General features: G+C 51.2%; 21 protein-coding genes, 1 rRNA gene and 1 pseudogene. 10 read left to right on the top strand and 13 right to left on the bottom strand.

What is annotated here, in order from left to right; all coding sequences use genetic code 11:
- Nucleotides 1–126 precede the first annotated feature (126 nt).
- Nucleotides 127–242 (top strand): 5S ribosomal RNA (gene rrf, locus OGV57_RS01870).
- Nucleotides 243–372: 130 nt separating this feature from the next.
- Here the strand turns inward: rrf and mobB are convergent.
- Nucleotides 373–876 (bottom strand): molybdopterin-guanine dinucleotide biosynthesis protein MobB, encoded by a 504-nt coding sequence (gene mobB / locus OGV57_RS01865; RefSeq protein ID WP_049003372.1) that lies wholly within the window; start codon nt 874–876, stop codon nt 373–375.
- Nucleotides 873–1,457, bottom strand: coding sequence for a molybdenum cofactor guanylyltransferase MobA (gene mobA / locus OGV57_RS01860; protein ID WP_003028614.1), 585 nt, complete (start codon nt 1,455–1,457; stop codon nt 873–875). Before mobA ends, mobB begins: the two co-directional genes overlap by 4 nt.
- Nucleotides 1,458–1,526: 69 nt before the next feature.
- On the opposite strand from mobA, the gene OGV57_RS01855 reads away from it, so the two are divergent.
- From OGV57_RS01855 to dsbA, 3 genes are all read left to right on the top strand, one after another.
- The gene (locus OGV57_RS01855) at nt 1,527–1,796 is read left to right on the top strand and encodes a YihD family protein (RefSeq protein WP_003028616.1); all 270 of its coding nucleotides are present in this window, start codon (nt 1,527–1,529) and stop codon (nt 1,794–1,796) included.
- A 76-nt stretch (nt 1,797–1,872) separates the two neighbouring features.
- Nucleotides 1,873–2,859 carry a serine/threonine protein kinase gene (locus OGV57_RS01850; protein WP_003028618.1) on the top strand — a complete coding sequence of 329 codons (987 nt, stop codon included), beginning with the start codon at nt 1,873–1,875 and terminating at the stop codon, nt 2,857–2,859.
- A 16-nt stretch (nt 2,860–2,875) separates the two neighbouring features.
- Nucleotides 2,876–3,499, top strand: coding sequence for a thiol:disulfide interchange protein DsbA (gene dsbA, locus OGV57_RS01845; protein ID WP_032950650.1), 624 nt, complete (start codon nt 2,876–2,878; stop codon nt 3,497–3,499).
- 13 nt (nt 3,500–3,512) lie between these two features.
- On the opposite strand, the gene yihG is transcribed toward dsbA, so the two are convergent.
- A complete protein-coding gene (yihG, locus tag OGV57_RS01840; protein ID WP_003028622.1) occupies nt 3,513–4,448 on the bottom strand; it encodes a 1-acylglycerol-3-phosphate O-acyltransferase, YihG family in 936 nt (311 codons plus the stop codon).
- A gap of 363 nt (nt 4,449–4,811) precedes the next feature.
- On the opposite strand from yihG, the gene polA reads away from it, so the two are divergent.
- Together polA and spfP are read left to right on the top strand one after the other, a co-directional pair.
- Complete coding sequence (polA, locus tag OGV57_RS01835) at nt 4,812–7,598, top strand: DNA polymerase I (RefSeq protein WP_003028623.1); 2,787 nt, start codon at nt 4,812–4,814, stop codon at nt 7,596–7,598.
- Nucleotides 7,599–7,764: 166 nt separating this feature from the next.
- Nucleotides 7,765–7,812 carry a small protein SpfP gene (gene spfP, locus OGV57_RS23755; RefSeq protein WP_071892919.1) on the top strand — a complete coding sequence of 16 codons (48 nt, stop codon included), beginning with the start codon at nt 7,765–7,767 and terminating at the stop codon, nt 7,810–7,812.
- A 119-nt stretch (nt 7,813–7,931) separates the two neighbouring features.
- Here the strand turns inward: spfP and yihA are convergent, their stop codons facing one another.
- Nucleotides 7,932–8,564, bottom strand: a complete 633-nt coding sequence (gene yihA, locus OGV57_RS01830; RefSeq protein WP_003847926.1) for a ribosome biogenesis GTP-binding protein YihA/YsxC — start codon at nt 8,562–8,564, stop codon at nt 7,932–7,934.
- Between the two features lie 209 nt (nt 8,565–8,773).
- Here yihA and OGV57_RS01825 point away from each other — a divergent pair.
- The 3 genes and pseudogenes from OGV57_RS01825 to hemN all read left to right on the top strand — a co-directional run bounded on the left by OGV57_RS01825 (nt 8,774) and on the right by hemN (nt 11,202).
- A pseudogene (locus OGV57_RS01825) lies at nt 8,774–8,959 on the top strand (hypothetical protein).
- Between the two features lie 165 nt (nt 8,960–9,124).
- Nucleotides 9,125–9,640 carry a Der GTPase-activating protein YihI gene (gene yihI, locus OGV57_RS01820; RefSeq protein ID WP_016151253.1) on the top strand — a complete coding sequence of 172 codons (516 nt, stop codon included), beginning with the start codon at nt 9,125–9,127 and terminating at the stop codon, nt 9,638–9,640.
- Between the two features lie 188 nt (nt 9,641–9,828).
- The gene (gene hemN / locus OGV57_RS01815) at nt 9,829–11,202 is read left to right on the top strand and encodes an oxygen-independent coproporphyrinogen III oxidase (RefSeq protein ID WP_003847923.1); all 1,374 of its coding nucleotides are present in this window, start codon (nt 9,829–9,831) and stop codon (nt 11,200–11,202) included.
- Between the two features lie 89 nt (nt 11,203–11,291).
- Here the strand turns inward: hemN and OGV57_RS01810 are convergent, their stop codons facing one another.
- The 4 genes from OGV57_RS01810 to glnA form a co-directional block, all read right to left on the bottom strand.
- Nucleotides 11,292–11,402 carry a YshB family small membrane protein gene (locus OGV57_RS01810; protein ID WP_003028631.1) on the bottom strand — a complete coding sequence of 37 codons (111 nt, stop codon included), beginning with the start codon at nt 11,400–11,402 and terminating at the stop codon, nt 11,292–11,294.
- Nucleotides 11,403–11,513: 111 nt separating this feature from the next.
- The gene (gene glnG / locus OGV57_RS01805) at nt 11,514–12,923 is read right to left on the bottom strand and encodes a nitrogen regulation protein NR(I) (RefSeq protein ID WP_003028633.1); all 1,410 of its coding nucleotides are present in this window, start codon (nt 12,921–12,923) and stop codon (nt 11,514–11,516) included.
- A 10-nt stretch (nt 12,924–12,933) separates the two neighbouring features.
- Nucleotides 12,934–13,983 carry a nitrogen regulation protein NR(II) gene (glnL, locus tag OGV57_RS01800; RefSeq protein ID WP_003028636.1) on the bottom strand — a complete coding sequence of 350 codons (1,050 nt, stop codon included), beginning with the start codon at nt 13,981–13,983 and terminating at the stop codon, nt 12,934–12,936.
- 281 nt (nt 13,984–14,264) lie between these two features.
- On the bottom strand, nt 14,265–15,674 hold the full coding sequence (glnA, locus tag OGV57_RS01795) for a glutamate--ammonia ligase (protein ID WP_003028638.1): 1,410 nt from the start codon (nt 15,672–15,674) through the stop codon (nt 14,265–14,267).
- 380 nt (nt 15,675–16,054) lie between these two features.
- Here glnA and typA point away from each other — a divergent pair, with 380 nt between their 5' ends.
- Nucleotides 16,055–17,878, top strand: coding sequence for a ribosome-dependent GTPase TypA (typA, locus tag OGV57_RS01790; RefSeq protein ID WP_003028641.1), 1,824 nt, complete (start codon nt 16,055–16,057; stop codon nt 17,876–17,878).
- Nucleotides 17,879–17,948: 70 nt separating this feature from the next.
- Here the strand turns inward: typA and ompL are convergent, their stop codons facing one another.
- From ompL to OGV57_RS01765, 5 genes are all read right to left on the bottom strand, one after another.
- Nucleotides 17,949–18,641, bottom strand: a complete 693-nt coding sequence (ompL, locus tag OGV57_RS01785) for a porin OmpL (RefSeq protein WP_003028643.1) — start codon at nt 18,639–18,641, stop codon at nt 17,949–17,951.
- A gap of 66 nt (nt 18,642–18,707) precedes the next feature.
- Nucleotides 18,708–20,129, bottom strand: a complete 1,422-nt coding sequence (locus tag OGV57_RS01780; RefSeq protein WP_003028645.1) for an MFS transporter — start codon at nt 20,127–20,129, stop codon at nt 18,708–18,710.
- A 46-nt stretch (nt 20,130–20,175) separates the two neighbouring features.
- Nucleotides 20,176–21,558, bottom strand: a complete 1,383-nt coding sequence (locus OGV57_RS01775) for an MFS transporter (protein ID WP_003028647.1) — start codon at nt 21,556–21,558, stop codon at nt 20,176–20,178.
- A 45-nt stretch (nt 21,559–21,603) separates the two neighbouring features.
- Entirely contained in the window at nt 21,604–23,640 is a 2,037-nt protein-coding gene (locus OGV57_RS01770) for an alpha-glucosidase (RefSeq protein ID WP_054527923.1), read from the bottom strand.
- A gap of 48 nt (nt 23,641–23,688) precedes the next feature.
- Nucleotides 23,689–24,531, bottom strand: a complete 843-nt coding sequence (locus tag OGV57_RS01765; RefSeq protein ID WP_054527924.1) for an aldose-1-epimerase — start codon at nt 24,529–24,531, stop codon at nt 23,689–23,691.
- Nucleotides 24,532–24,548 lie beyond the last annotated feature (17 nt).

Raw genomic sequence — 24,548 nt, 5'->3', positions numbered from 1 at the left:
GCTAACCGATACTAATGAACCGTGAGGCTTAACCTTACAACGCCGAAGATGTTTTGGCGAAGAGACGACATTCAGCTTGAAACAGATTACATTAACCGGCGAAAAGCGGGTTAATAACAGAATTTGCCTGGCGGCTGTAGCGCGGTGGTCCCACCTGACCCCATGCCGAACTCAGAAGTGAAACGCCGTAGCGCCGATGGTAGTGTGGGGTCTCCCCATGCGAGAGTAGGGAACTGCCAGGCATCAAATAAAGTGAAGAAGCCCATCCTGACGGATGGGCTTTTTTGCGTGTGTGCGGGGTAAAACCGCCGGGCTGAACGTATTGTGCAGGCCTGATAAGCGCAGCGCATCAGGCAGATCACGACACCGCAGTTATCTTCTGGCCCATTGCGTAACAAAATCAGCTACTTGCTGTATGTTGTTGATATCTAACAATGGAACATCCGCCGCCAGCGGGACGTCACTGGCAACCGCTATAACATAGTCATCCATCACCAATTCCTCAGGACTATGCCCGCAGCCTTCGCGGAAAAGTAGGATCTTAGCGACAGGTTCATGCTTAAATCCCTCAACCAACACCATATCCAACGTTGAAGCGTCCATCCGGCTTACCAGATACGCTAAATCCAGTTCGGGCTCTTCCGGTGTTTCTACCATTAATGCCCAACGTTGCTGGCTGGCGACCAGAGTTTGTGCTGCACCAGCTTTGCGTAACTCATAGCTATCTTTACCGGGCTTGTCGACATCCATCTTGTGATGAGTATGCTTAATCAATCCGGGACGTATACCTCTGGCACGTAGTTCCGGGATCAACTTTTTGAGCAGCGTGGTTTTTCCCGTGCCGCTCCATGCCGCAATGGCGAGTAATGGGATCATGATTTTTCCTGCCATTTTGCGAGCTCTTCGGGGGTGTTCACGTTTACGAACGCATCTTTATGATCGCTGAAATCGACAGCATGACCGCCTGCCAAACGCATAAAGACCATAACGCGTCGTTCACCGGACTGAAGATAATCCTGCAGTAAAGGCTGCATAGAGCGGTGCATCAGCGCAATGGTTGGGTGATCTCTTTCGCCATCATGCACCCAGACAACCGGTGCTGCTTTGCGCTGCTCTTTTAAACGAGCGACCAGATCGTGAGGAATATAAGGCATATCGCACGGGCAGAACAAAAACCATTCCCCCGTTTGCTGCAGGAATACCGATAGCATCCCGGCCAGTGGGCCAGGGAAATCGGCCAATGAATCGGGAATAACTTTCAGGCCGCTTTGCTGGTATATATCCCTGTGGCGATTGGCATTAACCACCACGGTTTCGACCTGCAAAGCGAGAATGTCGGCCACATGTCGCCAAAGAGGTTTACCGTCCAGCTCAAGCAGACCTTTATCGGTTCCGCCCATCCGTCTGGCCTTACCGCCAGCCAGCACAACCCCTGTTATTGCACTATCCAGAATCACTAATATCGCCTCTTTTAATGTGGGATTGACCCTGCTAACGTATCTGTATTGAGCCTAAGGAGCACAACCATGAAATGTAAACGTCTGAATGAAGTTATTGAACTCCTCCAGCCTGCCTGGCAGAAGGAACCCGATCTTAACCTGATGCAATTTTTACAGAAACTGGCGCAAGAGTCAGGTTTTGACGGCGAACTGGCGGATTTAACTGATGACATTCTGATCTATCACCTGAAAATGCGTGACTCGGCGAAAGATGCGGTCATTCCAGGTATTCAGAAAGATTATGAAGAAGATTTTAAAACTGCACTACTCCGCGCACGTGGCGTAATTAAAGAGTAAAAGCTTGTAATCGCCGCCACCGAAAGCGCTGCGAAATGATATCCTGAATCATTCGTAGTATTTTCCGGATGATGGGATGAACGACAACGCTTTTAATTTCCAGACGCTACACCCGGATACCATCATGGATGCACTGTTTGAGCAGGGGATCCGGGTGGACTCCGGGCTTACCCCGCTTAACAGCTATGAAAACCGTGTCTATCAATTCCAGGACGAAGACCGTCGACGCTTTGTCGTTAAGTTTTATCGCCCTGAACGTTGGTCTGTCGATCAGATCCAGGAAGAGCACCAGTTTGCTCTGGAACTGGTAAGCGATGAAGTCCCGGTAGCTGCTCCGCTGGTATTCAGCGGCCAAACGCTATTAAGCCATCAGGGTTTCCATTATGCGATCTTCCCCAGCGTCGGTGGACGCCAGTTTGAAGCCGACAACATCGATCAGATGGAGGCGGTGGGGCGCTATCTCGGGCGTATGCACCAGACCGGATGCAAGCGTACTTTTGCCTTCCGCCCAACGATCGGCCTTGAAGAATACCTGACTGAGCCACGTAAAGTTTTTGAACACGCACAGCTAATCCCATCAGGGCAAAAAGCGGCCTTCCTGAAAGCAACGGATGCGCTTATCGCGATCGTTACCGAACGCTGGCATACGCGTTTTACCACGTTACGCCTGCACGGTGATTGTCATGCCGGTAATATTCTGTGGCGCGATGGCCCGATGTTTGTCGATTTAGATGATGCCCGCAACGGTCCGGCTATTCAGGATTTATGGATGCTCCTCAATGGCGATAAAGCTGAACAACGTATGCAGCTTGAAACCATTATCGAGGCTTATGAAGAGTTTAGTGAGTTCGACATCTCTGAAATCGGACTGATAGAACCTTTACGCGCTATGCGTTTAGTTTATTATCTTGCCTGGCTAATTCGACGTTGGGCTGACCCTGCATTTCCAAAAAACTTCCCGTGGTTAACCGGGGAAGATTACTGGCATCGTCAGACCGCGACCTTTATTGAGCAGGCAAAAATTCTGCAAGAGCCCCCCTTACAATTAACGCCAATGTATTAACCGGAGAAACTTGAACATGAAAAAAATATGGCTGGCGCTGGCTGGTATGGTCTTAGCTTTTAGCGCATCTGCAGCGCAGTTCCAGGATGGCAAACAATACATCACTCTGGAAAAGCCAGTTGCGGGTGAACCGCAAGTGTTGGAGTTTTTCTCCTTCTACTGCCCGCACTGCTACCAGTTTGAAGAAGTGCTTCACGTATCTGATAATGTGAAGAAAAAGCTGCCGGAAGGCACCAAGATGACCAAATACCACGTCGAGTTTCTCGGGCCTTTGGGTAAAGATCTGACGCAGGCATGGGCGGTTGCAATGGCGCTGGGTGTTGAAGATCAGGTCACCGTTCCGCTGTTTGAAGGCGTTCAGAAAACCCAGACCGTTCAGTCTGTCGCTGATATCCGTAAAGTGTTTGTCGACGCAGGTATTAAAGGCGAAGATTATGATGCGGCATGGAACAGCTTCGTGGTGAAATCACTCGTGGCACAGCAGGAAAAAGCGGCGGCTGATTTACAGCTGCAGGGCGTTCCGGCGATGTTCGTGAATGGCAAATATCAGATCAACCCGCAGGGTATGGATACCAGTAGCATGGATATCTTCGTACAACAGTATGCGGATACCGTGAAGTACCTGGTTGGTCAGAAATAAAAGCAAAAGCCGGTCACTGACCGGCTTTTTTATTTGAGGCTTTAATCGCGTCGAGCTGCGCGTCTTTCTCACTCCATAGCGTATTTAGCCAGAGCTGAAACCGACGCTTGAATCCCTTATCGTTCACGTAATCACCGTGCAACTCTTCATGAATTGGCTCCAGATTCACCCGCACGACAATCCGCGTTAACTTACCGCTCAGCATGTCGTAGAACGGTCGACTGCTGTTTTCCGGATAGCACAACGTGACGTTCAACATTTTATCGAACTGTGAACCCAGTACATTCAATGCCATTGCAATACCGGCCGCCTTAGGTGGGAGCAGGTTTTGATAGGGCGAGCGGGTTTGCTCACGTTTATCTTTGGTAAAGCGCGAACCTTCGACAAAATTCACAATGGTTGTCGGGTGTACGCGAAATTTCTCGCAGGAACGACGCGTTGTTTCGACATCTTTACCACGGCGTTCCGGATGGCGAAGCAGATAGCCACGTGAATAGCGTTTCATAAACGGCATATCCAGCGCCCAGCAGGCCAGGCCAATAAAGGGTACCCAGGCCAACTGCTGCTTGAGGAAATATTTATTCATCGGGATGTGCTTACGGAACAGAACGCAAAGCACAACGATATCGGCCCAGCTGTAATGATTACAAATGAGCAGATACCAGTTTTTCTTGCTAAGACCTTCCAGTCCTTCAACATCCCACTTTAGCCGTGGATTAAGGTGCAGCAGTAGCGCCAGACCTTCACACCAGCAGTACATCATGAAATTACAGAAGACAGAAACCTTGCGCCAGACGACAGGAATAGGCAAAAGGAGTTTCACAACCCCGGCAAGGATGATCGGCACAGAACAAAAAATCGTGACCAATATGGTCAATACGATACTCAGCAACAGCGTTATCGCAGCGAGTATTCTCGTCATAATTAAATTATTCAAAAGGTTAGCCATAGACAGTGCGCGAAAGAGGCGCAAGGGGCTGATTTTATCAGAAAACGAACCAAATGATGGATCTTCCCTCAATAGAAAAAAGAGGAATATCTATCCACATCAGGATATAAGCTGTAAAAATGGAATAAAATGCTGTGTATTTATTTAATTTATTGAAATACATATAAAAATATTATGAGGCAGTAATTGCCTTGTTATATTTAAAGAGCTGTAAATTATTTATTCACAAAGTTATCCACAGATGTCTTTGCGAGCAAAGCAGAAGATCTACAAAAGTTTTTCGACAAATGCGGCGAAAAACTCATGTTTTCATCCTGTCTGTGGCATCCTTTACCCATAATCTGATAAACAGGCACGGACATTATGGTTCAGATCCCAGAAAACCCACTTATCCTTGTAGATGGCTCATCTTACCTGTATCGCGCATACCACGCGTTCCCACCGCTGACTAACAGCGCAGGAGAACCTACGGGCGCGATGTACGGTGTCCTCAACATGCTGCGTAGCTTGATTTTGCAATATCAGCCGACCCACGCGGCGGTGGTATTCGACGCCAAGGGTAAAACCTTCCGTGATGAGTTATTCGAACACTATAAGTCGCACCGCCCACCCATGCCGGACGATCTGCGTGCGCAGATTGAACCTCTGCATGCGATGGTAAAAGCGATGGGGCTGCCATTGCTGGCGGTTTCTGGCGTGGAGGCGGATGATGTCATCGGTACGCTGGCGCGGGAAGCAGAGAAGGTGGGTCGTCCGGTGCTGATTAGCACTGGTGATAAAGATATGGCTCAGTTGGTGACGCCGAATATCACCCTTATCAACACCATGACCAATACGATCCTCGGCCCGGATGAGGTGGTAAATAAATACGGTGTCCCGCCGGAACTGATCATCGATTTCCTGGCGCTGATGGGGGATTCCTCAGATAACATCCCTGGCGTTCCAGGCGTAGGTGAAAAAACTGCGCAGGCTCTGCTGCAGGGGCTGGGTGGGCTGGATACTCTCTATGCTGAATCAGACAAAATTGCAGGGCTGACATTCCGTGGTGCGAAAACCATGGCGGGCAAACTTGAGCAGAATAAAGAGGTGGCGTACCTCTCTTATCAATTGGCTACTATCAAAACGGATGTTGAGCTGGAGTTGACCTGCGAGCAGCTGGAAGTCCGTCAACCGGCAGCGGAAGAACTGCTTGGCCTGTTTAAACAGTATGAATTCAAACGTTGGGTTACTGACGTTGAAGCGGGTAAATGGCTACAGGCGAAAGGGACGAAGCCGGCGGCAAAACCGCAAGAAACTATTGTCGTCGATGAAACGCCTGAGGAGCCGGCTACGGTTCTTTCGTATGATAACTATGTGACGATTCTGGACGAAGCGACGCTGGAAGAGTGGATCGCGAAGCTGAAAAAAGCACCTGTCTTTGCCTTCGATACTGAAACTGACAGCCTGGACAATATTTCCGCGAATCTGGTTGGCCTGTCTTTTGCCATTGAACCGGGTGTGGCGGCATATGTTCCTGTTGCCCACGATTACCTGGATGCCCCCGATCAAATAGCTCGCGATCGCGCGCTGGAGCTGCTGAAGCCGCTGCTGGAAGATGAGAACGCGCACAAAGTCGGGCAGAACCTGAAGTACGATCGTGGTATCCTGGCGAACTATGGCATCGAGCTGCGCGGCATCACCTTTGACACCATGCTTGAATCCTACATTCTTAACAGCGTCGCTGGCCGACACGATATGGACAGCCTGTCGGACCGCTGGCTTAAACATAAAACTATCACCTTTGAAGAGATCGCTGGAAAAGGCAAAAACCAGCTGACCTTTAACCAGATAGCATTGGAAGAAGCCGGGCGTTACGCTGCGGAAGACGCCGACGTTACGCTACAGCTGCATCTGAAAATGTGGCCAGAATTACAGCAGCATAAAGGGCCACTGAACGTCTTTGAAAATATCGATATGCCGCTGGTGCCAGTTTTGTCTCGTGTTGAGCGCAACGGTGTGAAAATCGATCCGGCTGTTCTGCACAAGCATTCAGAAGAACTGACGCTGCGTTTGAACGAGCTGGAGCAAAAAGCACACGAGATCGCCGGAGAAGCGTTTAACCTCTCTTCCACCAAGCAACTGCAAACCATCCTGTTTGAAAAGCAGGGTATTAAGCCGCTGAAGAAAACCCCTGGTGGCGCACCATCAACGTCAGAAGAGGTGCTGGAAGAGCTCGCGCTGGATTATCCGTTGCCGAAAGTTATCCTGGAATATCGTGGGTTAGCAAAACTGAAGTCGACCTATACGGATAAGCTTCCGTTGATGATTAACAAGAAGACCGGGCGCGTGCACACTTCCTATCATCAGGCAGTTACCGCAACGGGTCGCTTGTCTTCAACGGATCCGAACCTGCAAAACATCCCGGTACGTAATGACGAAGGTCGTCGTATTCGTCAGGCGTTCATTGCGCCAGAAGACTACGTGATTGTCTCTGCGGACTACTCACAGATTGAACTGCGTATCATGGCGCACCTTTCACGTGATAAAGGTCTGCTTACCGCGTTTGCCGAAGGGAAAGATATTCACCGCGCAACGGCGGCAGAAGTCTTTGGTTTACCGCTTGATTCTGTGACCAGCGAGCAACGCCGCAGCGCGAAAGCCATCAACTTCGGTTTGATCTACGGGATGAGCGCTTTTGGTCTGGCGCGCCAGTTGAATATTCCGCGTAAAGAAGCACAGAAGTACATGGATCTCTACTTCGAACGCTACCCTGGCGTGTTGGAATATATGGAACGCACCCGCGCGCAGGCGAAAGAGCAGGGTTATGTAGAAACGCTGGAAGGTCGCCGTCTCTATTTACCGGATATTAAATCCAGTAATGGTGCTCGTCGTGCAGGTGCAGAACGCGCGGCAATTAACGCCCCGATGCAGGGTACTGCCGCAGACATTATCAAACGAGCGATGATTGCGGTGGACAGATGGCTGCAAACCGAGCAACCGCGTGTGCGTATGATCATGCAGGTACACGATGAACTGGTGTTTGAAGTGCATAAAGATGACCTCGAGAGCGTCTCTAAAAAGATCCACCAACTGATGGAAAACGAGACCCAGATTGACGTGCCGTTGCTGGTGGAAGTCGGTAGTGGCGAAAACTGGGATCAGGCGCACTAAGGGTTTACTGAATAACGGCTCTTTTTCGTAACTAAGCAACATAAGAGAGAACTTTTTGTGATGTCCATTAGAATTCCCTATGTAAGGAATGAAAAAAAATTACAAAAAGTGCTTTCTGAGCTGCTCAAAAAAGAGTAAAGTTATTCTCGTAGGGTACAGAGGTAAGATGTTCTATCTTTCAGACCTTTTACTTCACGTAATCGGATTTGGCTGAATATTTTAGCCGCCCCAGTCAGTAATGACTGGGGCGTTTTTTATTGTGCGAAAGAAAAGTTTTGTACATGCTGTAGGCCGGATAAGACGCGCAGCGGCGCCATCCGGCAATACGGTGGGTTATTCCCCGTCCTGCATCTCTTCAACCGGTGCCAGTTCACTAAACCAGCTATCCAGTTTTTGCCGCAGTTTGTCCACACCCAGCTTTTTCAGCGATGAAAATGCTTCTACCTGCACATCACCGTTAAATGCCAGTACGGCTTCGCGTACCATATTCAACTGCGCTTTGCGTGCACCGCTGGCCAGCTTATCTGCTTTAGTCAGCAGTACCAGAACCTGAACGTTGCTCTCAACCGCCCACAGGATCATCTGTTGATCGAGATCTTTTAACGGGTGACGAATATCCATCAGTACCACCAGACCTTGCAGGCTCTGACGTTTTTCCAGATATTCAGCCAGCGCGCGCTGCCATTTACGCTTCATCTCTTCTGGAACTTCGGCATAACCGTATCCTGGCAAATCGACCAGGCGTTTGCCGTCAACGACTTCAAACAGGTTGATGAGCTGAGTACGACCTGGCGTTTTAGATGTACGCGCCAGACCCTTTTGATTCGTCAGGGTATTTAGCGCACTGGATTTGCCTGCGTTGGAACGGCCAGCAAAAGCCACTTCTATACCCGTGTCGGAAGGTAAGTGGCGAATATCAGGCGCACTCATCACAAAGTGCGTCTGTTGATAATTCAAGTTAGTCAAAGCAGTCCTCTCCATCAATCAGGGCTTTGCAGCGATTATACCTGAACCCCAGCAAAAGGCTGGTTTTTCGACGAGTGGGCTGTGTGAGTAAAAACCACGCACTTTGTGAGACATTGCCGACAGTTTCTATACGAGATGACAGAGTAAAAAATGACAGAAATAAAATAAATCATAGAGTTACATTTGGGCGCTATTCTTAAAATCAGAAATTGTTACCCAGGTTACTTGTACGTTTAAACCAAAACGGTAAAGTAGCATCCATAGCGAGGAAGCTGACAGGATAGACGACTCAGGATGAGGGTCAGGAGCGCCAGGAGGCGAAGACACAGGATTGTCAGGAAGACAAACGTCCGGAGACGTTAGTAAAAGGAAATGGAAACAACACGGAATGTTAGAGGCTAAGGGAAAAACAGGGTGTGTTGATAGCCAACAGGGATTGTAGAGCCCGTAAGGGTTGAGAGTCAGGAAAAAAGGCGACAGATTACTCTGTCGCCTTTTTTCTTTATTTCTGCTAGATTCCGGCGCAATTATATACTGAATAAAACAGCCAAAGACGAATCATGATGAAACCAACTTCTACACCACGCGGTAAAGGTCCTGCAAAAGCGCGTCGTAAAACACGCGAAGAAATTAACCAGGAAGCTCGCGACCGTAAGCGCCAGAAAAAACACCGTGGTCATGCGGCAGGTAGCCGTGCGTCCGGTAGCGAAGGCGCATCTGGTGGCGGAAACCAAAATAAGCAAAAAGATCCTCGTATTGGCAGCAAAACCCCCATTCCATTGGGCGTGACCGAAAAAGTCACCAAACAGCACAAACCGAAGAGTGAGAAACCTATGCTTTCACCACAGGCTGAGTTGGATTTACTGGAAACGGATGAGCGCCTGGATGCGCTGCTGGAGCGTCTTGAAGCAGGAGAGACCCTGAGCGCGGAAGATCAGTCCTGGGTTGATGCCAAGCTGGACCGCATTGATGAGCTGATGCAAAAGCTGGGTCTTTCTTACGATGACGAGGAAGAAGAGGAAGAAGAAGAAGAAAAGCAGGAAGACATGATGCGCCTGCTGAAAGGCGGCAACTAACGGTTTTACACCGTGGGTCTTCCCGTCCTGCTTATAACCCTTCCGGTTATATGTTATCTGGTGTGGTTATTCGTTAAACTACAGCGGTTGTCGCGGCGACAGAAGTGGCTGCGCAACCGACTTATCACCCGTACTGGGGTTAAGTCGGTACGCCGTACCCGCCAGAGACGCCATCGGAAGGAGTGAGCATGTCAGAGCAGTTAATAGACTGGGACCTGGCCCTGATCCAGAAATATAACTATTCCGGGCCACGATATACCTCGTACCCGACCGCGCTGGAGTTTTCTGAAGACTACGGCACAGAAGCATTTCTAAAGGCCGTGGCGCGTTATCCTGAGCGTCCTCTCTCGCTGTACGTTCACATCCCGTTCTGCCACAAGCTGTGTTATTTCTGTGGCTGTAACAAGGTCGTGACTCGCCAGCAGCATAAAGCCGATCAATACCTCGATGTCTTAGAACAAGAAATTATTCATCGCGCACCGCTGTTTGCCGGACGTCATGTCAGTCAACTGCACTGGGGCGGCGGCACGCCAACGTATCTGAATAAAGCGCAAATCAGCCGTTTGATGTCGCTGCTGCGTGGCAACTTTAACTTTAACGACGACGCCGAAATCTCGATCGAAGTGGATCCGCGTGAAATTGAGCTGGATGTGCTCGATCATTTACGCGCTGAAGGTTTTAACCGCCTGAGCATGGGGGTGCAGGACTTCAATAAAGAAGTTCAGCGCCTGGTGAACCGTGAGCAGGATGAGGAGTTTATCTTTGCGCTGCTGAATCATGCGCGTGAGATTGGCTTTACCTCAACGAATATCGATCTGATTTATGGTTTGCCAAAACAGACGCCGGAAAGTTTCGCCTTTACCCTGAAACGCGTTGCTGAGCTGAATCCAGACCGACTGAGCGTCTTCAACTACGCGCACCTGCCGACGCTGTTTGCCGCTCAGCGCAAGATTAAAGACGCCGACCTGCCCAGCGCGCAGCAGAAGCTGGATATCCTGCAGGAAACCATTTCTTCACTGACCGAAACCGGTTATCAGTTCATTGGTATGGATCACTTTGCTCGGCCGGATGATGAGCTGGCGATTGCTCAACGCAAGGGTGTGCTGCATCGTAATTTCCAGGGTTATACCACCCAGGGTGATACCGATCTGCTGGGAATGGGCGTGTCAGCCATTAGTATGATTGGTGACAACTATGCGCAGAACCAGAAAGAGCTGAAGCGCTATTATCAGCAGGTAGACGAGCAGGGGGACGCACTGTGGCGCGGAATTGCCCTGACCCGCGATGACTGCATTCGTCGTGATGTTATTAAGCTCCTGATCTGTAACTTCCGCCTCGACTATGCCGCTGTGGAACAGCAATGGGCTCTGAACTTCGCTGACTATTTTGCCGAAGACCTGAAACTGCTGGCACCGCTGGCGAAAGATGGGCTGGTGGATGTGGATGAGAAGGGGATTCAGGTTACGCCGAAGGGGCGCCTGTTGATCCGTAATATTTGCATGTGCTTTGATGCCTATCTGCGGCAGAAAGCACGCATGCAGCAGTTCTCCCGCGTCATTTAACCGGGTTGCCCGGTGGCGCTACGCTTACCGGGCCTACACGTCGCAATAATCTGTAGGCCGGATAAGCGTTAGCGCCATCCGGCGCGCCTTCAGCTGAACAGCCCAACCAGCGCCGCACACAGCACTGCGGCAACCGCAGTTTGTGGCGTATGGCTTTCGACCGCACCGCTCGACAGTAGATTAATCATTGATTCCAGCATGATGACTTCCCCCGTTTGCCGGGCACGATCATACTTAACTCATCGGAACAGTAAAGCGCAAAATAGCAGCAATTTGCGCTCAATTATCAATCTTTACACAGTGACGAATCGTCACTCCATTCCGAGTTCTTTTAACTTACGCGTCAAGGTATTACGGCCCCAGCCAAGCAGGCGTGCGGCTTCCTGTTTGTGCCCCTGGGTATGACGTAGCGCGGTGGTCAACAGCGTGCGCTCCATTTCCGGTTGAGCCTCAGAAAGCAGGTTTTGATGACCGGAACGCAAGGCCCGGTCTGCCCACTGTGCCAACAGGGTTGCCCAGCTGTCTGGCTGCATATGGGACGGTGCGTCAGGCACGGTGGTTTCAAACAGCTCGGCTGGTAAGTCCTGAATCAGTACTTCCTGGCCGGCGGCCATGACGGTTAACCAGCGGCAGGTGTTCTCAAGCTGACGCACGTTACCCGGCCAGGCCAAACGGGTCAGCGCCGCCTCGGTCTCCGGGTGTAATTGTTTGGCTTCAACCCCCAGTTCGTGCGCGGCTTCCTGCAGGAAATGGCGCGCCAGACGTGGGATATCTTCCCGACGTTCACGCAGTGGCGGCAAATGCACGCGGATGACGTTCAGACGATGGAATAAGTCCTCGCGGAATTTGCCTTCCTGTACGCGTAGTTCCAGATTCTGGTGCGTGGCGGCGATAATACGTACGTCCACCTTCACGGGCGCATAGCCGCCAACGCGGTAAAACTGTCCATCGGCTAATACGCGCAATAAACGCGTTTGCACGTCCAGCGGCATATCGCCAATTTCATCGAGGAACAGCGTACCGCCGTCAGCCTGTTCAAAGCGCCCCTGACGAATGGTATTCGCCCCGGTAAACGCGCCTTTCTCGTGACCAAACAGCTCAGATTCGATCAAATCTTTTGGGATTGCCGCCATGTTCAGGGCGATAAACGGCGCTTTGACGCGCGGGCTATGACGGTGCAGCGCATGGGCGACCAGCTCTTTACCGGTCCCGGACTCCCCGTTAATCAATACGCTGATTGACGATCGGGACAGGCGGCCAATAATGCGAAAGACGTCCTGCATTGCCGGCGCTTCGCCGATGATGTCGGTTGTTGGGCCGTTGATCTGAACATTGCGCGGCTGCTGCTGTTCCTGATAATGGCTGATGGCACGTTCGACCAGCGCCACGGCTTCATCAATATCAAAAGGTTTGGGCAGATAATCAAACGCCCCTTGCTGATAGGCGCTGACGGCAGCATCCAGATCGGAGTGCGCGGTCATTATGATGACCGGAAGCATCGGATGCCGCTGTTTAATCTGTTTTAACAGCGTCAGACCGTCCATGCCCGGCATGCGAATATCCGATAACAGTACGTCAGGCGTTTTGCTGGCCAGCGCGTCCAGCACCTCTTTACCACTTTCAAATGTGGTACAGCTTAGCCCTGCCCCTGCGAGCGCACGTTCAAGCACCCAACGGATGGAACTATCGTCATCAACGACCCAGACTATTCCTCGTTGCATAAACGTCACCTTATTTCCTGATAGGCAGGTAAACCGAGAACTCGGTATGACCCGGCCAACTGGTAAATTCAATTTTGCCGGAATGTTGATCAATTAAATTGCGGGCGATGGATAATCCAAGCCCAGTACCGCCTTCGCGACCGCTGACCATTGGGTAGAACAGCGTGTCCTGCAAATGCGAGGGAATACCCGGACCGTTGTCCTCAACATCAATCCGTGCCGCCAGGCGATAACGTACACCGTGCAGCGTGAGCTGAAACGCGGTGCGGGTACGCAGAATGATCTCACCGCCTTCCGCTCCCAGCGCCTGCAAAGCATTGCGCACGATGTTTAACAGAACCTGCTCGATCTGGTCCGGGTCGTGCAGTAATTCGGGCAGACTCGGGTCGTAATCACGAATCAGCGTGACGTTTTCCGGGAGCTCCATTGAGACCAGCGCCACCACGCGCTCCGCCACCTTGTGAATACTTTCCGTGACATGCATGCCAGGCTGTTGTGGTCCCAGCAGACGGTCGACCAGATTACGCAGGCGGTCGGCCTGCTCAATAATGACTTTGGTATATTCGGTCAGCGCCGGGTCCGGAAGCGCTTTGCTGAGTAGCTGCGCTGCGCCGCGTAATCCACCTAAAGGGTTCTTGATTTCGTGCGCCAGACCGCGCACCAGATCGCGGGCGGCAATCTGCTGGGCGTGCTGGAGCTGCTCCTGACTCAGACGGCGCTGGTTATCCATTGGCGCCATCTCCAGCAGGATAAGGCCATCAGGCAGCCTCTGAGCGGTCACTGACAGGATATGTGAGTGGCTGTCTATCACCAGCGTCACTTCGTTATCCGTAAAGCCCTGGCCTGCTTCCAGGCTCTCTCGCATCAGTCCGATGTTTAAGGAGAAATAACTCAACAGATCGGGAAGCGGTGTACCAAACAGTTTGCGGGAGCTTTGGGCGAGCAGCTGCTGTGCCGCCGGATTGGCGTAATGTACCGCCAGCTCATCGTCGACGAGCAAAATGCTGTTGATTAAAGAATTGAGGATCTGCCCAGCATCGGGCAGCGTGCCGGTTGCCATTCAGCAGTCTCCTGAAAAGTGTTGCACCAATTTAGTGCATTATAGCTTTTTACATCAAAAAAGCGCGAGAAAGCAGGTTGTTAGTGGAGAAAAAAGCCCATCCTGGGATGGGCTACAGATGACTGGCAAACGCAGATGCCGGATGGCGGCTTTGCTTTATCCGGCCTACAAGGTGATGTTACCGGTAGGCCTGATAAGCTTGCGCCATCAGGCGTCCTATCATTCGCCATCGATCTCAAGCCTGCCTGAGCAGGCTAAAAGTTCCACGGCAACTCAAACGATTAAACGCTGTAGTACAGCTCAAACTCTACCGGGTGCGGAGTCATACGCACACGGTCATCTTCTTCGCGACGCAGCGTAATATACGCATCGATCGCTTCATTGGTGAACACGCCGCCTGCAGTCAGGAACTCACGGTCCAGATCCAGTTCTTTCAGTGCTTCTTCCAGAGAACCAGCAACCTGTGGGATCTCTTTCGCTTCTTCTGGCGGCAGGTCGTACAGGTTTTTGTCCATGGCTTCGCCCGGGTGGATCTTGTTCTTGATGCCGTCAAGACCGGCCATCAGCAGTGCTGCGAAGCACAGGTATGGGTTAGCAGCCGGGTCCGGGAAACGCACTTCAATACGACGCGCTTTCGGAGAAGCAACCACCGGAATACGGATGGAAGCAGAACGGTTACGCGCAGAGTAAGCCAGCATTACCGGCGCTTCGTAGCCTGGGACCAGACGCTTATAGGAGTTGGTGGTCGGGTTAGCCAGGGCGTTGATCGCTTTAGCGTGCTTGATTACACCGCCGATGTAGAACAGCGCCTGCTCAGACAGACCCGCATATTTGTCGCCAGAGAACAGGTTTACGCCGTTCTTGGACAGGGACATGTGGCAGTGCATACCGGAACCGTTATCACCGAACATCGGTTTTGGCATAAAGGTCGCGGTTTTACCGAAACGGTGCGCAACGTTGTGCACGACGTATTTGTAGATCTGAATTTCGTCCGCTTTTTTGGTCATAGTGTTAAAGCGGGTCGCGATTTCGTTCTGGCCAGCGGTCGCCACTTCGTGGTGATGCGCTTCAACAACCAGGCCCATCTCTTCCATGATCAGACACATGGTAGAACGGATGTCCTGAGAAGAATCTACCGGAGGAACCGGGAAGTAACCGCCTTTCACACCAGGACGGTGACCTTTGTTACCACCTTCGTATTTGGTGGAGGAGTTCCATGCGCCTTCGATGTCATCGATTGCCACATGGGAACCGGAAATAGACGCGCCGAAACGGATGTCGTCAAACAGGAAGAATTCTGGCTCTGGCCCGAACAGAACGGTGTCTGCGATGCCGGTAGAACGCAGATACTCTTCAGCGCGTTTTGCGATGGAGCGCGGGTCGCGGTCATAGCCCTGCAGTGTACCAGGTTCCAGGATATCGCAACGGATGATCAGAGTGGACTCTTCATAGAACGGGTCGATGAGTGCAGTAGACGCATCTGGCATCAGAACCATGTCTGATTCGTTAATGCCTTTCCAGCCACCGATTGAGGAGCCGTCAAACATTTTGCCTTCTTCAAAGAATTCGGCATTTACCTGATGAGCAGGAATAGTGACGTGCTGTTCTTTACCTTTGGTATCAGTGAAGCGCAAATCAACAAACTTCACTTCGTGTTCGTTCAGCATCGTCAAAACGTGTTCAGCGGACATACTTACTCTCCCGGATTGGTCATGGTCGTCGTGGTAACGAAGTCTTCAATTCTGCAAAAAATTGGCCGTGTCGCCGTAAAAAATATAAAGCGAAATCTGTGCCAACTTTTAAATTGCCCCTAAAAGGCGTTATCATGCGCACTATCGTGCAAAGGGGCTGCACCATGAAGGTTGTATTGCACCATTATAGTGCTTTAATGTGAACATTAAGCACCATATTGGTGCAAAGCATGTCAGATTACCCCTTTTAACGCTCCGTGAATGTGATCACAAAGAAACTCTGCAATACTTGTTTGCGGAGGATGTTTGTGATCCTGTTTTGTACTGCGATTAATCCGTGTACAATAACGCGCTATTTCTAAAATGCCTGAGGCAAAGTTGTGATCGAAAATTTGCGTAACATCGCCATCATCGCGCACGTAGACCATGGTAAAACGACCCTGGTAGACAAGCTGCTCCAACAATCCGGTACGTTCGATGCACGTGCTGAAACCCAAGAGCGCGTGATGGACTCCAACGATTTGGAGAAAGAGCGTGGGATTACCATCCTCGCTAAAAACACCGCTATCAAATGGAATGACTACCGCATCAACATCGTTGATACCCCGGGGCACGCCGACTTCGGTGGTGAAGTTGAACGTGTAATGTCCATGGTCGACTCCGTGCTGCTGGTGGTGGATGCAATGGATGGTCCGATGCCGCAGACGCGCTTCGTGACCAAAAAAGCCTTTGCCCATGGCCTGAAGCCAATTGTTGTTATCAACAAAGTTGACCGTCCTGGCGCGCGTCCTGACTGGGTTGTTGATCAGGTATTCGACCTGTTCGTTAACCTCGACGCTACCGACGAACAGCTGGACTTCCCGATCGTTTACGCTTCCGCGCTGAACGGTATCGCAGGTCTGGATCACGAAGATATGGCTGAAGACATGACTCCGCTGTATCAGACCATCGTTGATCGTGTACCGGCTCCGAACGTAGACCTTGATGGCCCGCTGCAGATGCAAATCTCTCAGCTGGACTACAACAACTACGTTGGCGTAATCGGCATCGGCCGTATTAAACGCGGTAAAGTTAAACCGAACCAGCAGATCACTATCATTGATAGCGAAGGTAAAACCCGTAACGGTAAAGTCGGTAAAGTTCTGACCCATCTGGGTCTGGAACGTATCGAGAGCGATATTGCCGAAGCCGGCGATATCATCGCGATTACCGGTCTGGGCGAACTGAACATCTCCGACACCATCTGCGATCCGCAGAACGTCGAAGCGCTGCCGGCTCTGTCCGTTGATGAACCGACCGTAACCATGTTCTTCTGCGTAAACACCTCTCCGTTCTGTGGTAAAGAAGGTAAATATGTTACCTCTCGTCAGATCCTTGACCGCCTGAACAAAGAGCTGGTGCACAACGTTGCGCTGCGCGTTGAAGAAACCGAAGATGCGGATGCGTTCCGCGTATCCGGTCGTGGTGAGCTGCACCTGTCTGTTCTGATTGAAAACATGCGTCGTGAAGGTTTCGAAATGGCGGTTTCCCGTCCGAAAGTTATCTTCCGCGAAATCGATGGCCGTAAACAAGAGCCGTTCGAAAACGTAACGTTGGACGTCGAAGAGCAGCATCAGGGTTCTGTCATGCAGGCTCTGGGTGAGCGTAAAGGCGACCTGAAAAACATGAATCCAGATGGCAAAGGCCGCGTACGTCTTGACTACGTGATCCCAAGCCGTGGTCTGATCGGCTTCCGTTCAGAATTCATGACCATGACTTCCGGTACCGGTCTGCTGTACTCCACCTTCAGCCACTACGACGATGTTCGTGCGGGTGATGTGGGTCAGCGTCAGAACGGCGTACTGATCTCCAACGGCCAGGGTAAAGCAGTTGCGTTCGCACTGTTCAGCCTGCAGGACCGCGGTAAGCTGTTCCTGGGTCACGGTGCTGAAGTTTACGAAGGCCAGATCATCGGTATTCACAGCCGCTCTAACGACCTGACTGTAAACTGCCTGACCGGTAAGAAACTGACCAACATGCGTGCGTCCGGTACTGACGAAGCAACGGTTCTGGTTCCGCCGGTTAAGATGACTCTGGAGCAGGCTCTGGAATTCATCGATGACGACGAACTGGTAGAAGTTACTCCAACCTCTATCCGTATTCGTAAGCGTCACCTGACTGAAAACGATCGTCGCCGTGCAATGCGTGGCGCGAAAGAAGAGTAATTAACGCTCTTTCTCAGGTAAGCATAAAAAAGCCGCTGATTATCAGCGGCTTTTTTTATCATCAGCAGTATCAGAAGAAATACTTTGCCCCAACACGAATCTGGTTTTGTTCGCGATGATAAGGTTCAACATTGCGATCTAACCAGCGTAATTCCAGGTAGGGCAACCAGTGTTCATTGATCCGATATTTAAAGGTATTGGTAATTTCCCAGTGATGATCTTTTCCGTTGCTGCTATTGAAGTCATTGACTCGCATAAAATAGTGCGGTTCAAAGGTATAGGAAAATTTATCAGTAATGGCAAAGTTCCAGTAGTTACCTATTTCATAGGTATCATTATTATCCAGGTCACCGTTCAGGTCGGTTGAACTGTAGTTATTATGATTATATCGATTACGCACGGTAAGATTAAACCATGGTGTAAATTTATAGTTAACATCCAGATAAACAGCACCGCCAGAACCAATACTCTTATCGTTTATTAGCCCGCCAGGTTGGATTGTTAATTTATCTGTCGGTTTAAATAACGGATACCAGCCCTCTATTTCGTTATAGCCGTGTTTTAGCTCATCCTTGCGTTGCATCGTGTAGGTGTTGGTGAGCATGATACCAGCGCCCATATCAGAGTTATAGCCGACGCGCATCATGACCTCTATTTGATCGGACGCCAGGTTATATGCTTCGCGGTTTTCTACATAGGCTCCAGCGAAAGCAGAGGTTGATACCACAGAGGATAAGAAAATTATTGTCGTTAATTTTTTCATGATAAATCCATTTTTTAAGCGTAGGGAGGCCGCCATCCATTGGGATGGAATAGGCGGCTATTATTTTTATACGTTTACAGCAGAGGTATTCTTTTTATTGGTAATAGGGTCCGGTTGGATGTTGTTTTTCTTCCGTTGGCTGATTTCCTCAATAATAAAAGCAAAACGTGTTTCGTTGAGTTTATAAAAGAAGCCCATTGTGAGTGCTGCAATAATTGCAAGTCCGCAAGGCCAGAGAAAGATGAGTTGACGCAAACCGAGCAGGGTAGCATCGCTCTGGGCTATGTTGGGGATATAACCGATTTGTGTCAGCATAATCCCAGGCAGGAAGCCTGCGAGCGCCGCGGAAATTTTGCGCGAAAAGGTATAACCCGTATATACCGAGCCTTCCGCACGGATCCCCGTCTTCCATTCGCCATAATCGACCGTATCCGGAACCAGCGCCCAGTTCAGGCTGTTAACAAAAGCGGTTCCGAAGAAGGCCATGCAAGAAAACATCACGAATAAAAATGACGTGCTGCCCCAGAAAAAGTTCAGTACATCGCCGATTGCCCATAGCGCCAGACCGCCGAGGTAAACCTGTTTTTTACCGAAGCGTTTTACAGCTGTGGGAACCAGCAGTACCCCAACCAGAATGCATCCCATGCTGAAGAAACCCATCCACGACAGCAGATGTATATCGTTCAGCACGTACTGGGTGTAATACACCTGAATCGCCAGCTTAATGTTGAATGCCGCCAGCGTGCACAAGTTGGCAACACATAGCACCAATAGTGGAGGGTTACGGAAAATGGCGCAGAACGATTTGAGAATACTGGGTTTATGGTGATCCGGTACGATTTCGATATAGCGTTCCTTCACACCGCTAAAGCACCACCACATACTGAACAGTCCGCAGACAGAGAAGAGCAGTGCGGCAATCAGATAACCCAGCGAAGGCGAACTGACAAATAGAGCCTGAATTGGCATAAAGCCAACGGTACACAGTAACAGGCCTACGGTAGCGCCGCCCTGACGCCAGGCGGCGAGCTGAGCGCGTTCATGTGGATTCTTAGTAATTGCAGGCACCATCGCGCCGTAGGAACAGTTCATCAGGCTATAGAACAGGCCGAACAGCATGAACAACACCGTTGCCAGCCCCGTTTTCACCGTTAGCGTAAAGCCTGTCGCTAAAAATTGCGCGCTGGCGACGACGGCGACAGGAAATGACGCATACAAAATAAAGGGTCTGAATTTCCCCTTTGCGCCAATATTACGCCTTGAGTCCAGCAACACGCCGGTCAGAATATCGGTGAAGGCGGTGAAGAACTTCGCTACTAAAAAGATAATCCCACCGTACCAGGCCGGCATCCCTAGTTCATCGGTATAAAATTTAAGCAGATACAGCGTGCCGATACACAGCATCAAATTTGAGCCGAAGTCACCCACTCCGTAGGCGAATTTTTCACGCAGGCTCAGTTTTAGCGTTAGCGGATCATGAAAAGACATAATCGCTCCTCAATAGCGCCCCGTAGAGCGCTATTCATTATTATTATCAAACGGTTTGTTTACGCGCTTCTATCTCTTCAACGATGCGGACATACATCTTCTCGTTAAGGTTGTAGAAACAGCCCATAGCTACAATGGTGATCACCGCCAACGCGCAGGGATAAATAAAGATCAGCTGACGCAACCCTTCGACCGTACTGGCAGATTGCACCACGTTGGGGACGTAGCCGATTTGCGTCAGCATCCAGCCGGGGAAGAATCCTGCCAGCGCTTGTGACACTTTACGAAAGAAGGTGAAGCCGGTGTATACCGTTCCTTCTGAACGTACGCCGGTACGCCATTCGCCATATTCCACCGTGTCGGAGACCAGCGCCCAGTTCAGGCTGTTGACGAATGCTGAGCCGAAGAACGCCAGGCACGAGAAAGCGACAAAGCTGACGGAACCGCCGCCAAAGAAGTAGTTCAGCAGATCGCCCGCGACCCAAATCAACAAACCGCCGATGTAGACCTTTTTCTTGCCGAAACGTCTGACCATTCCCGGCATCAAGAAGACGCCGATGAAGATACAGCCCATGCTGAAAAAGCCCATCCAGGAAAGGAGGATCGGGTCGTTCAGTACGTACTGGGTGTAATAGACCTGAATCGCCAGCTTGACGTTAAACGCGCCAAGTGTGCAAAGGTTGGCAACGCACAGAATAAACAGCGGGCGATTACCTGCGATGGCGCGGAAGGATTGCAGCAATCCCGGTTTTTGCGCGGCATCAACGGGTTTCACCTCCACGTAGCGTTCTTTAACCCCGGCATAGCACAGCCACATAAACAGCAAGCCGAACAGAGAGAATAAGGTGGCAGCGAAGATATAGCCCAACTGTGAGTTGCCTTCGATCAGGTTCATTACTGGCACAAAACCGACGGTGCACAGCAGCAGGCCAAGAGTGGCTCCGCCCTGTCGCCAGGCAGCCAGCGAGGCGCGTTCGTCCGGGTTTTTGGTGATCGCGGGGACCATCGCACCGTAAGAGCAGTTCATCATACTGAAGAACAGTCCGTACAGCATAAACAGTACCGTTGCCATCACCGTTTTACCGGTGACTTCAAATGGTGTACCGACAAAGTTCGCAATCGCCAGCAGCGTCACTGGAAATGCGGCATACAGAACGAACGGGCGGAATTTGCCTTTCGGGCCGATTTTGCGGCGCGAGTCGAGCATAATCCCAGTCCCCATATCGGTAAACGCGGTAAAAAACTTGGCGATAAGGAAAATGATACCGCCATAAGTTCCAGGTAAACCAAGAACATCGGTATAAAACTTGAGTAAATAGAGCGTACCTATGTCCAGCAGGATATTGGAACCTAAATCACCCATCCCATAGGCGAGTTTTTCTTTGAACGGCAAGCGTAGGGTTGCCGGATTAGAAGAAGTCTGACTCATTATTATTCTCCATGTGCCCGTGAGTCTCCCCACGGGCGAGCCGTATTAGATGTTGCGTAAAGTGGCAAACAGTGACGCCCATTCACTCTTCGCGCGATAAAACACCGGAGGCTTGCCAATCGGCGCATCCACGGTAATTTCACCGCCCTGATAGGTTTCCCCGGTCCAGACATTTATCCAGCTATCTTCCGGCAGATACAGGGTCCAGTCGGACTTGCCTTGCTCGTGAACCGGCGCGACCAAAAGATCTTGTCCCAGCAGATACTGATATTTCAGGGTATAGGTACGCGCATCGTCTTCGTAATGCAGGAACAGCGGGCGCATCACCGGCAGACCGGTAGCGCTGTTTTGCGCGACGGCCTGTTTGAGATACGGTTTCAGGGTGGTAAACACGGCGGTCATTCGTGCAAAGTGGGCGATGGTTTCAGCATCACCATCAAACTGCCAGTTATCGCCTGGGCGGTTACCCTCGTGGGTACGCATCATCGGCGTGAAGGCGCTGAAGTCACACCAGCGCAGCAGCAGTTCTTTGCTGCGTTTCATGTCAAACAGGGTGGTGTAGCCGCCGATATCGCTGTGGTGCAGACCGTGACCGGTCATCGCCAGCGACAGCGCTGCAGGAACGACGGAAGCCAGACCGTCGTCAAGGCTCCAGTCCACGTTCTGATCGCCCGCCCACATCATGGTGGAGTATTTCTGGCTGCCGGTGTAACCCGCACGCATAAAGAACAGGATCTTGCCGAGTTTGCCGGTCTCCTGTAGCGCTTCGTAGTTACATTTCGCCCACAGTGCGGGCCAGGCGTTGTGCATGATCTCGGCGCTGACGCCGTTGTGCAGATACGTATCTGTCGGCAGGTATTCGCCAAAATCTGCCATCCAGCCGCCGCAGCCCAGTTCGATCATGTTTTTCTTGATGACCTCTTTGAACCAGTCGTAGGCTTCCGGGTTGGTCAGATCGACCACGCCGCCGTAAAACTCGCCAAACTCTACGAGGTAATCGCCGCCGGATGCATCTTTCGCCAGATAACCGTGTTTGGCCGCTTCGGCACAGAGATCTTTATCGCTGGCAACATACGGGTTGATGTAGGAGAGGAACTGCACGCCTTCTTCTTTCCACTGCTTAATACGGCTATCCAACTGCGGATAATTGTCGCTGTTCCATTTCCAGTTCCACATCACGCGCTTGCCAAAGGAGGTCATGCGGATCCCGGACCAGTCCTGCGCCCAGATGCCGTTTACTTTCACGCCTGCGTTACGCATGGTGTCCAGTTTGCTCTGGCAAACCTCAGTACCGCCCTGAATACCGAGCGTGACGCCATCGTAGATCCAGTCCGGCAGCTCCGGCTGGCGTCCTAGCAGCGCAGTCAGTTTTTCCAGCAGAGAGATGTAGGTATCAGCGCACTCAAAGCGCAGGGTGGTTTTGTCCTCCCACAGCGCCAGTTCGTGATACTCCGGCGCGCTGAAGTCGAAATTCATATAGCAACTGTTATCAACGTGGCAGTAGTACTTCTGCGTGCTGACGAAGGTCGGCTGTGGGAAGAAGGTCCAGTAGTAGTCGCCACCGGCGTTCTCTTTACAGTCGGCTTGCCAGGTGACATAGCTGTTTTTGTTTCGGCCCACGCCCTGTTCACTGGTCCACAGCGGGAACGGCTTACCGCGTAAGTCGAAATAAGAGAACTGTTCGCCGCAGCCGTAAATATGATCGTCCGCCCTGGCGGCCAGACGCAGCCAGATGCGGTTATGGTTGAGATCGCCGTTGTGCAGATCCAGCTTCAGGCGACCCTGTTCATCGGTGGAAATATGCAGCGTGGCGTTGATGGTATCACCGCGGCTGAAATGCACCCGCCAGCCGTCTGGGGACTCGCTTACCGTGGCGCCAGTTAGAGCAATCTTCTCATTGAGCCTGTCTTTAATGCTGAAGTTGCCGCGAAACATGTCAATGTCGGCAACGCCAGCGCCGACCCACAGGCAGGGCGTTTCTGTGCTGTGGCGTAAAATCAGGCGCTGGTGGTACGTTAAAGCAAATCCATCAGGTAATGATGTGAGTTCTATGGCGGTTGACCGTTGTTGTAGCGAATTCATTGTCGTCTCCGTAAAAATAGGGTAATTCGGTAATTTGTCGGAAATCTGTTATTCACTGCCGATTAAAAAATGCATCTGATGTTGTTCTCCGGGCGCGAGATGAATCAGGCTAATTCCGGAGTTAAAGGCGTCTGGCGGGCAGGTCATCGGTTCAACCGCCAGGCCACGCCGTGCTAATTTTTCGCCGGTATACACTTGCAACCAGGGCTGGTGGCTGCGTAAAAAAGTGGACATGTTTTGCGATGGGCTGGTCATCCTGACTTCCCACTCAGCGTCAGGTGGCATAGTCCTGAACGTATGATCGATAGCGGTCTGTGCAATGCGTTGCGGCGTGGTGAAATATCGTTCATCACATGTTTCTTCACTCATCGGGAGTGTTAATTCACAGTCATCAATGGGTTGCAGATTGCAGGTCAAATAGGGATGTGCTCCCGCGCCATACGGCGCGATTTCGTCACCCACATTCTGTGTGCGGATAAAAACGTGCAGTCCACGGGTTGCCTCCAGTCGGTAAATCACCTCTGAAACCAGCGCGAAGGGATAACCATAAGAAGGCGGCAGAAAAATCGTCAGCGACACTTCCGATGCCGACTGCTGGTTAATCTGCCAGTCCCGCCAGGCCAGTAACCCATGAATGGCGGTATGTGACACTGAGTCGTTAACGGCAAGCTGGTAATCCTTGCCGTTATAGTGATAGCTGCCGTCTACAACGCGGTTTGGCCAGGGGATTAACACTTTCCCCAAGTGTGCCAGCGGCATTTCTTCCGGTTTGTGGGGAATAACGATATGACGCCCACGGTGCGTCAATTCTGCTAGCCCAGCGCCAACCGTGACGATTTTCGCCTGGTAGTGTCCGGCCTGAAGATGAATGGTTTTTCCACCGCTATGCATGGCAGCCCACCTTGTTA

This window comes from Citrobacter sp. Cf087, from assembly GCF_030334285.1.
Taxonomy (GTDB): Bacteria; Pseudomonadota; Gammaproteobacteria; order Enterobacterales; family Enterobacteriaceae; genus Citrobacter; species Citrobacter freundii.
The sequence above is the reverse complement of the archived record's forward strand: the minus strand, read 5'-3'. Positions and strand labels throughout refer to the sequence as shown.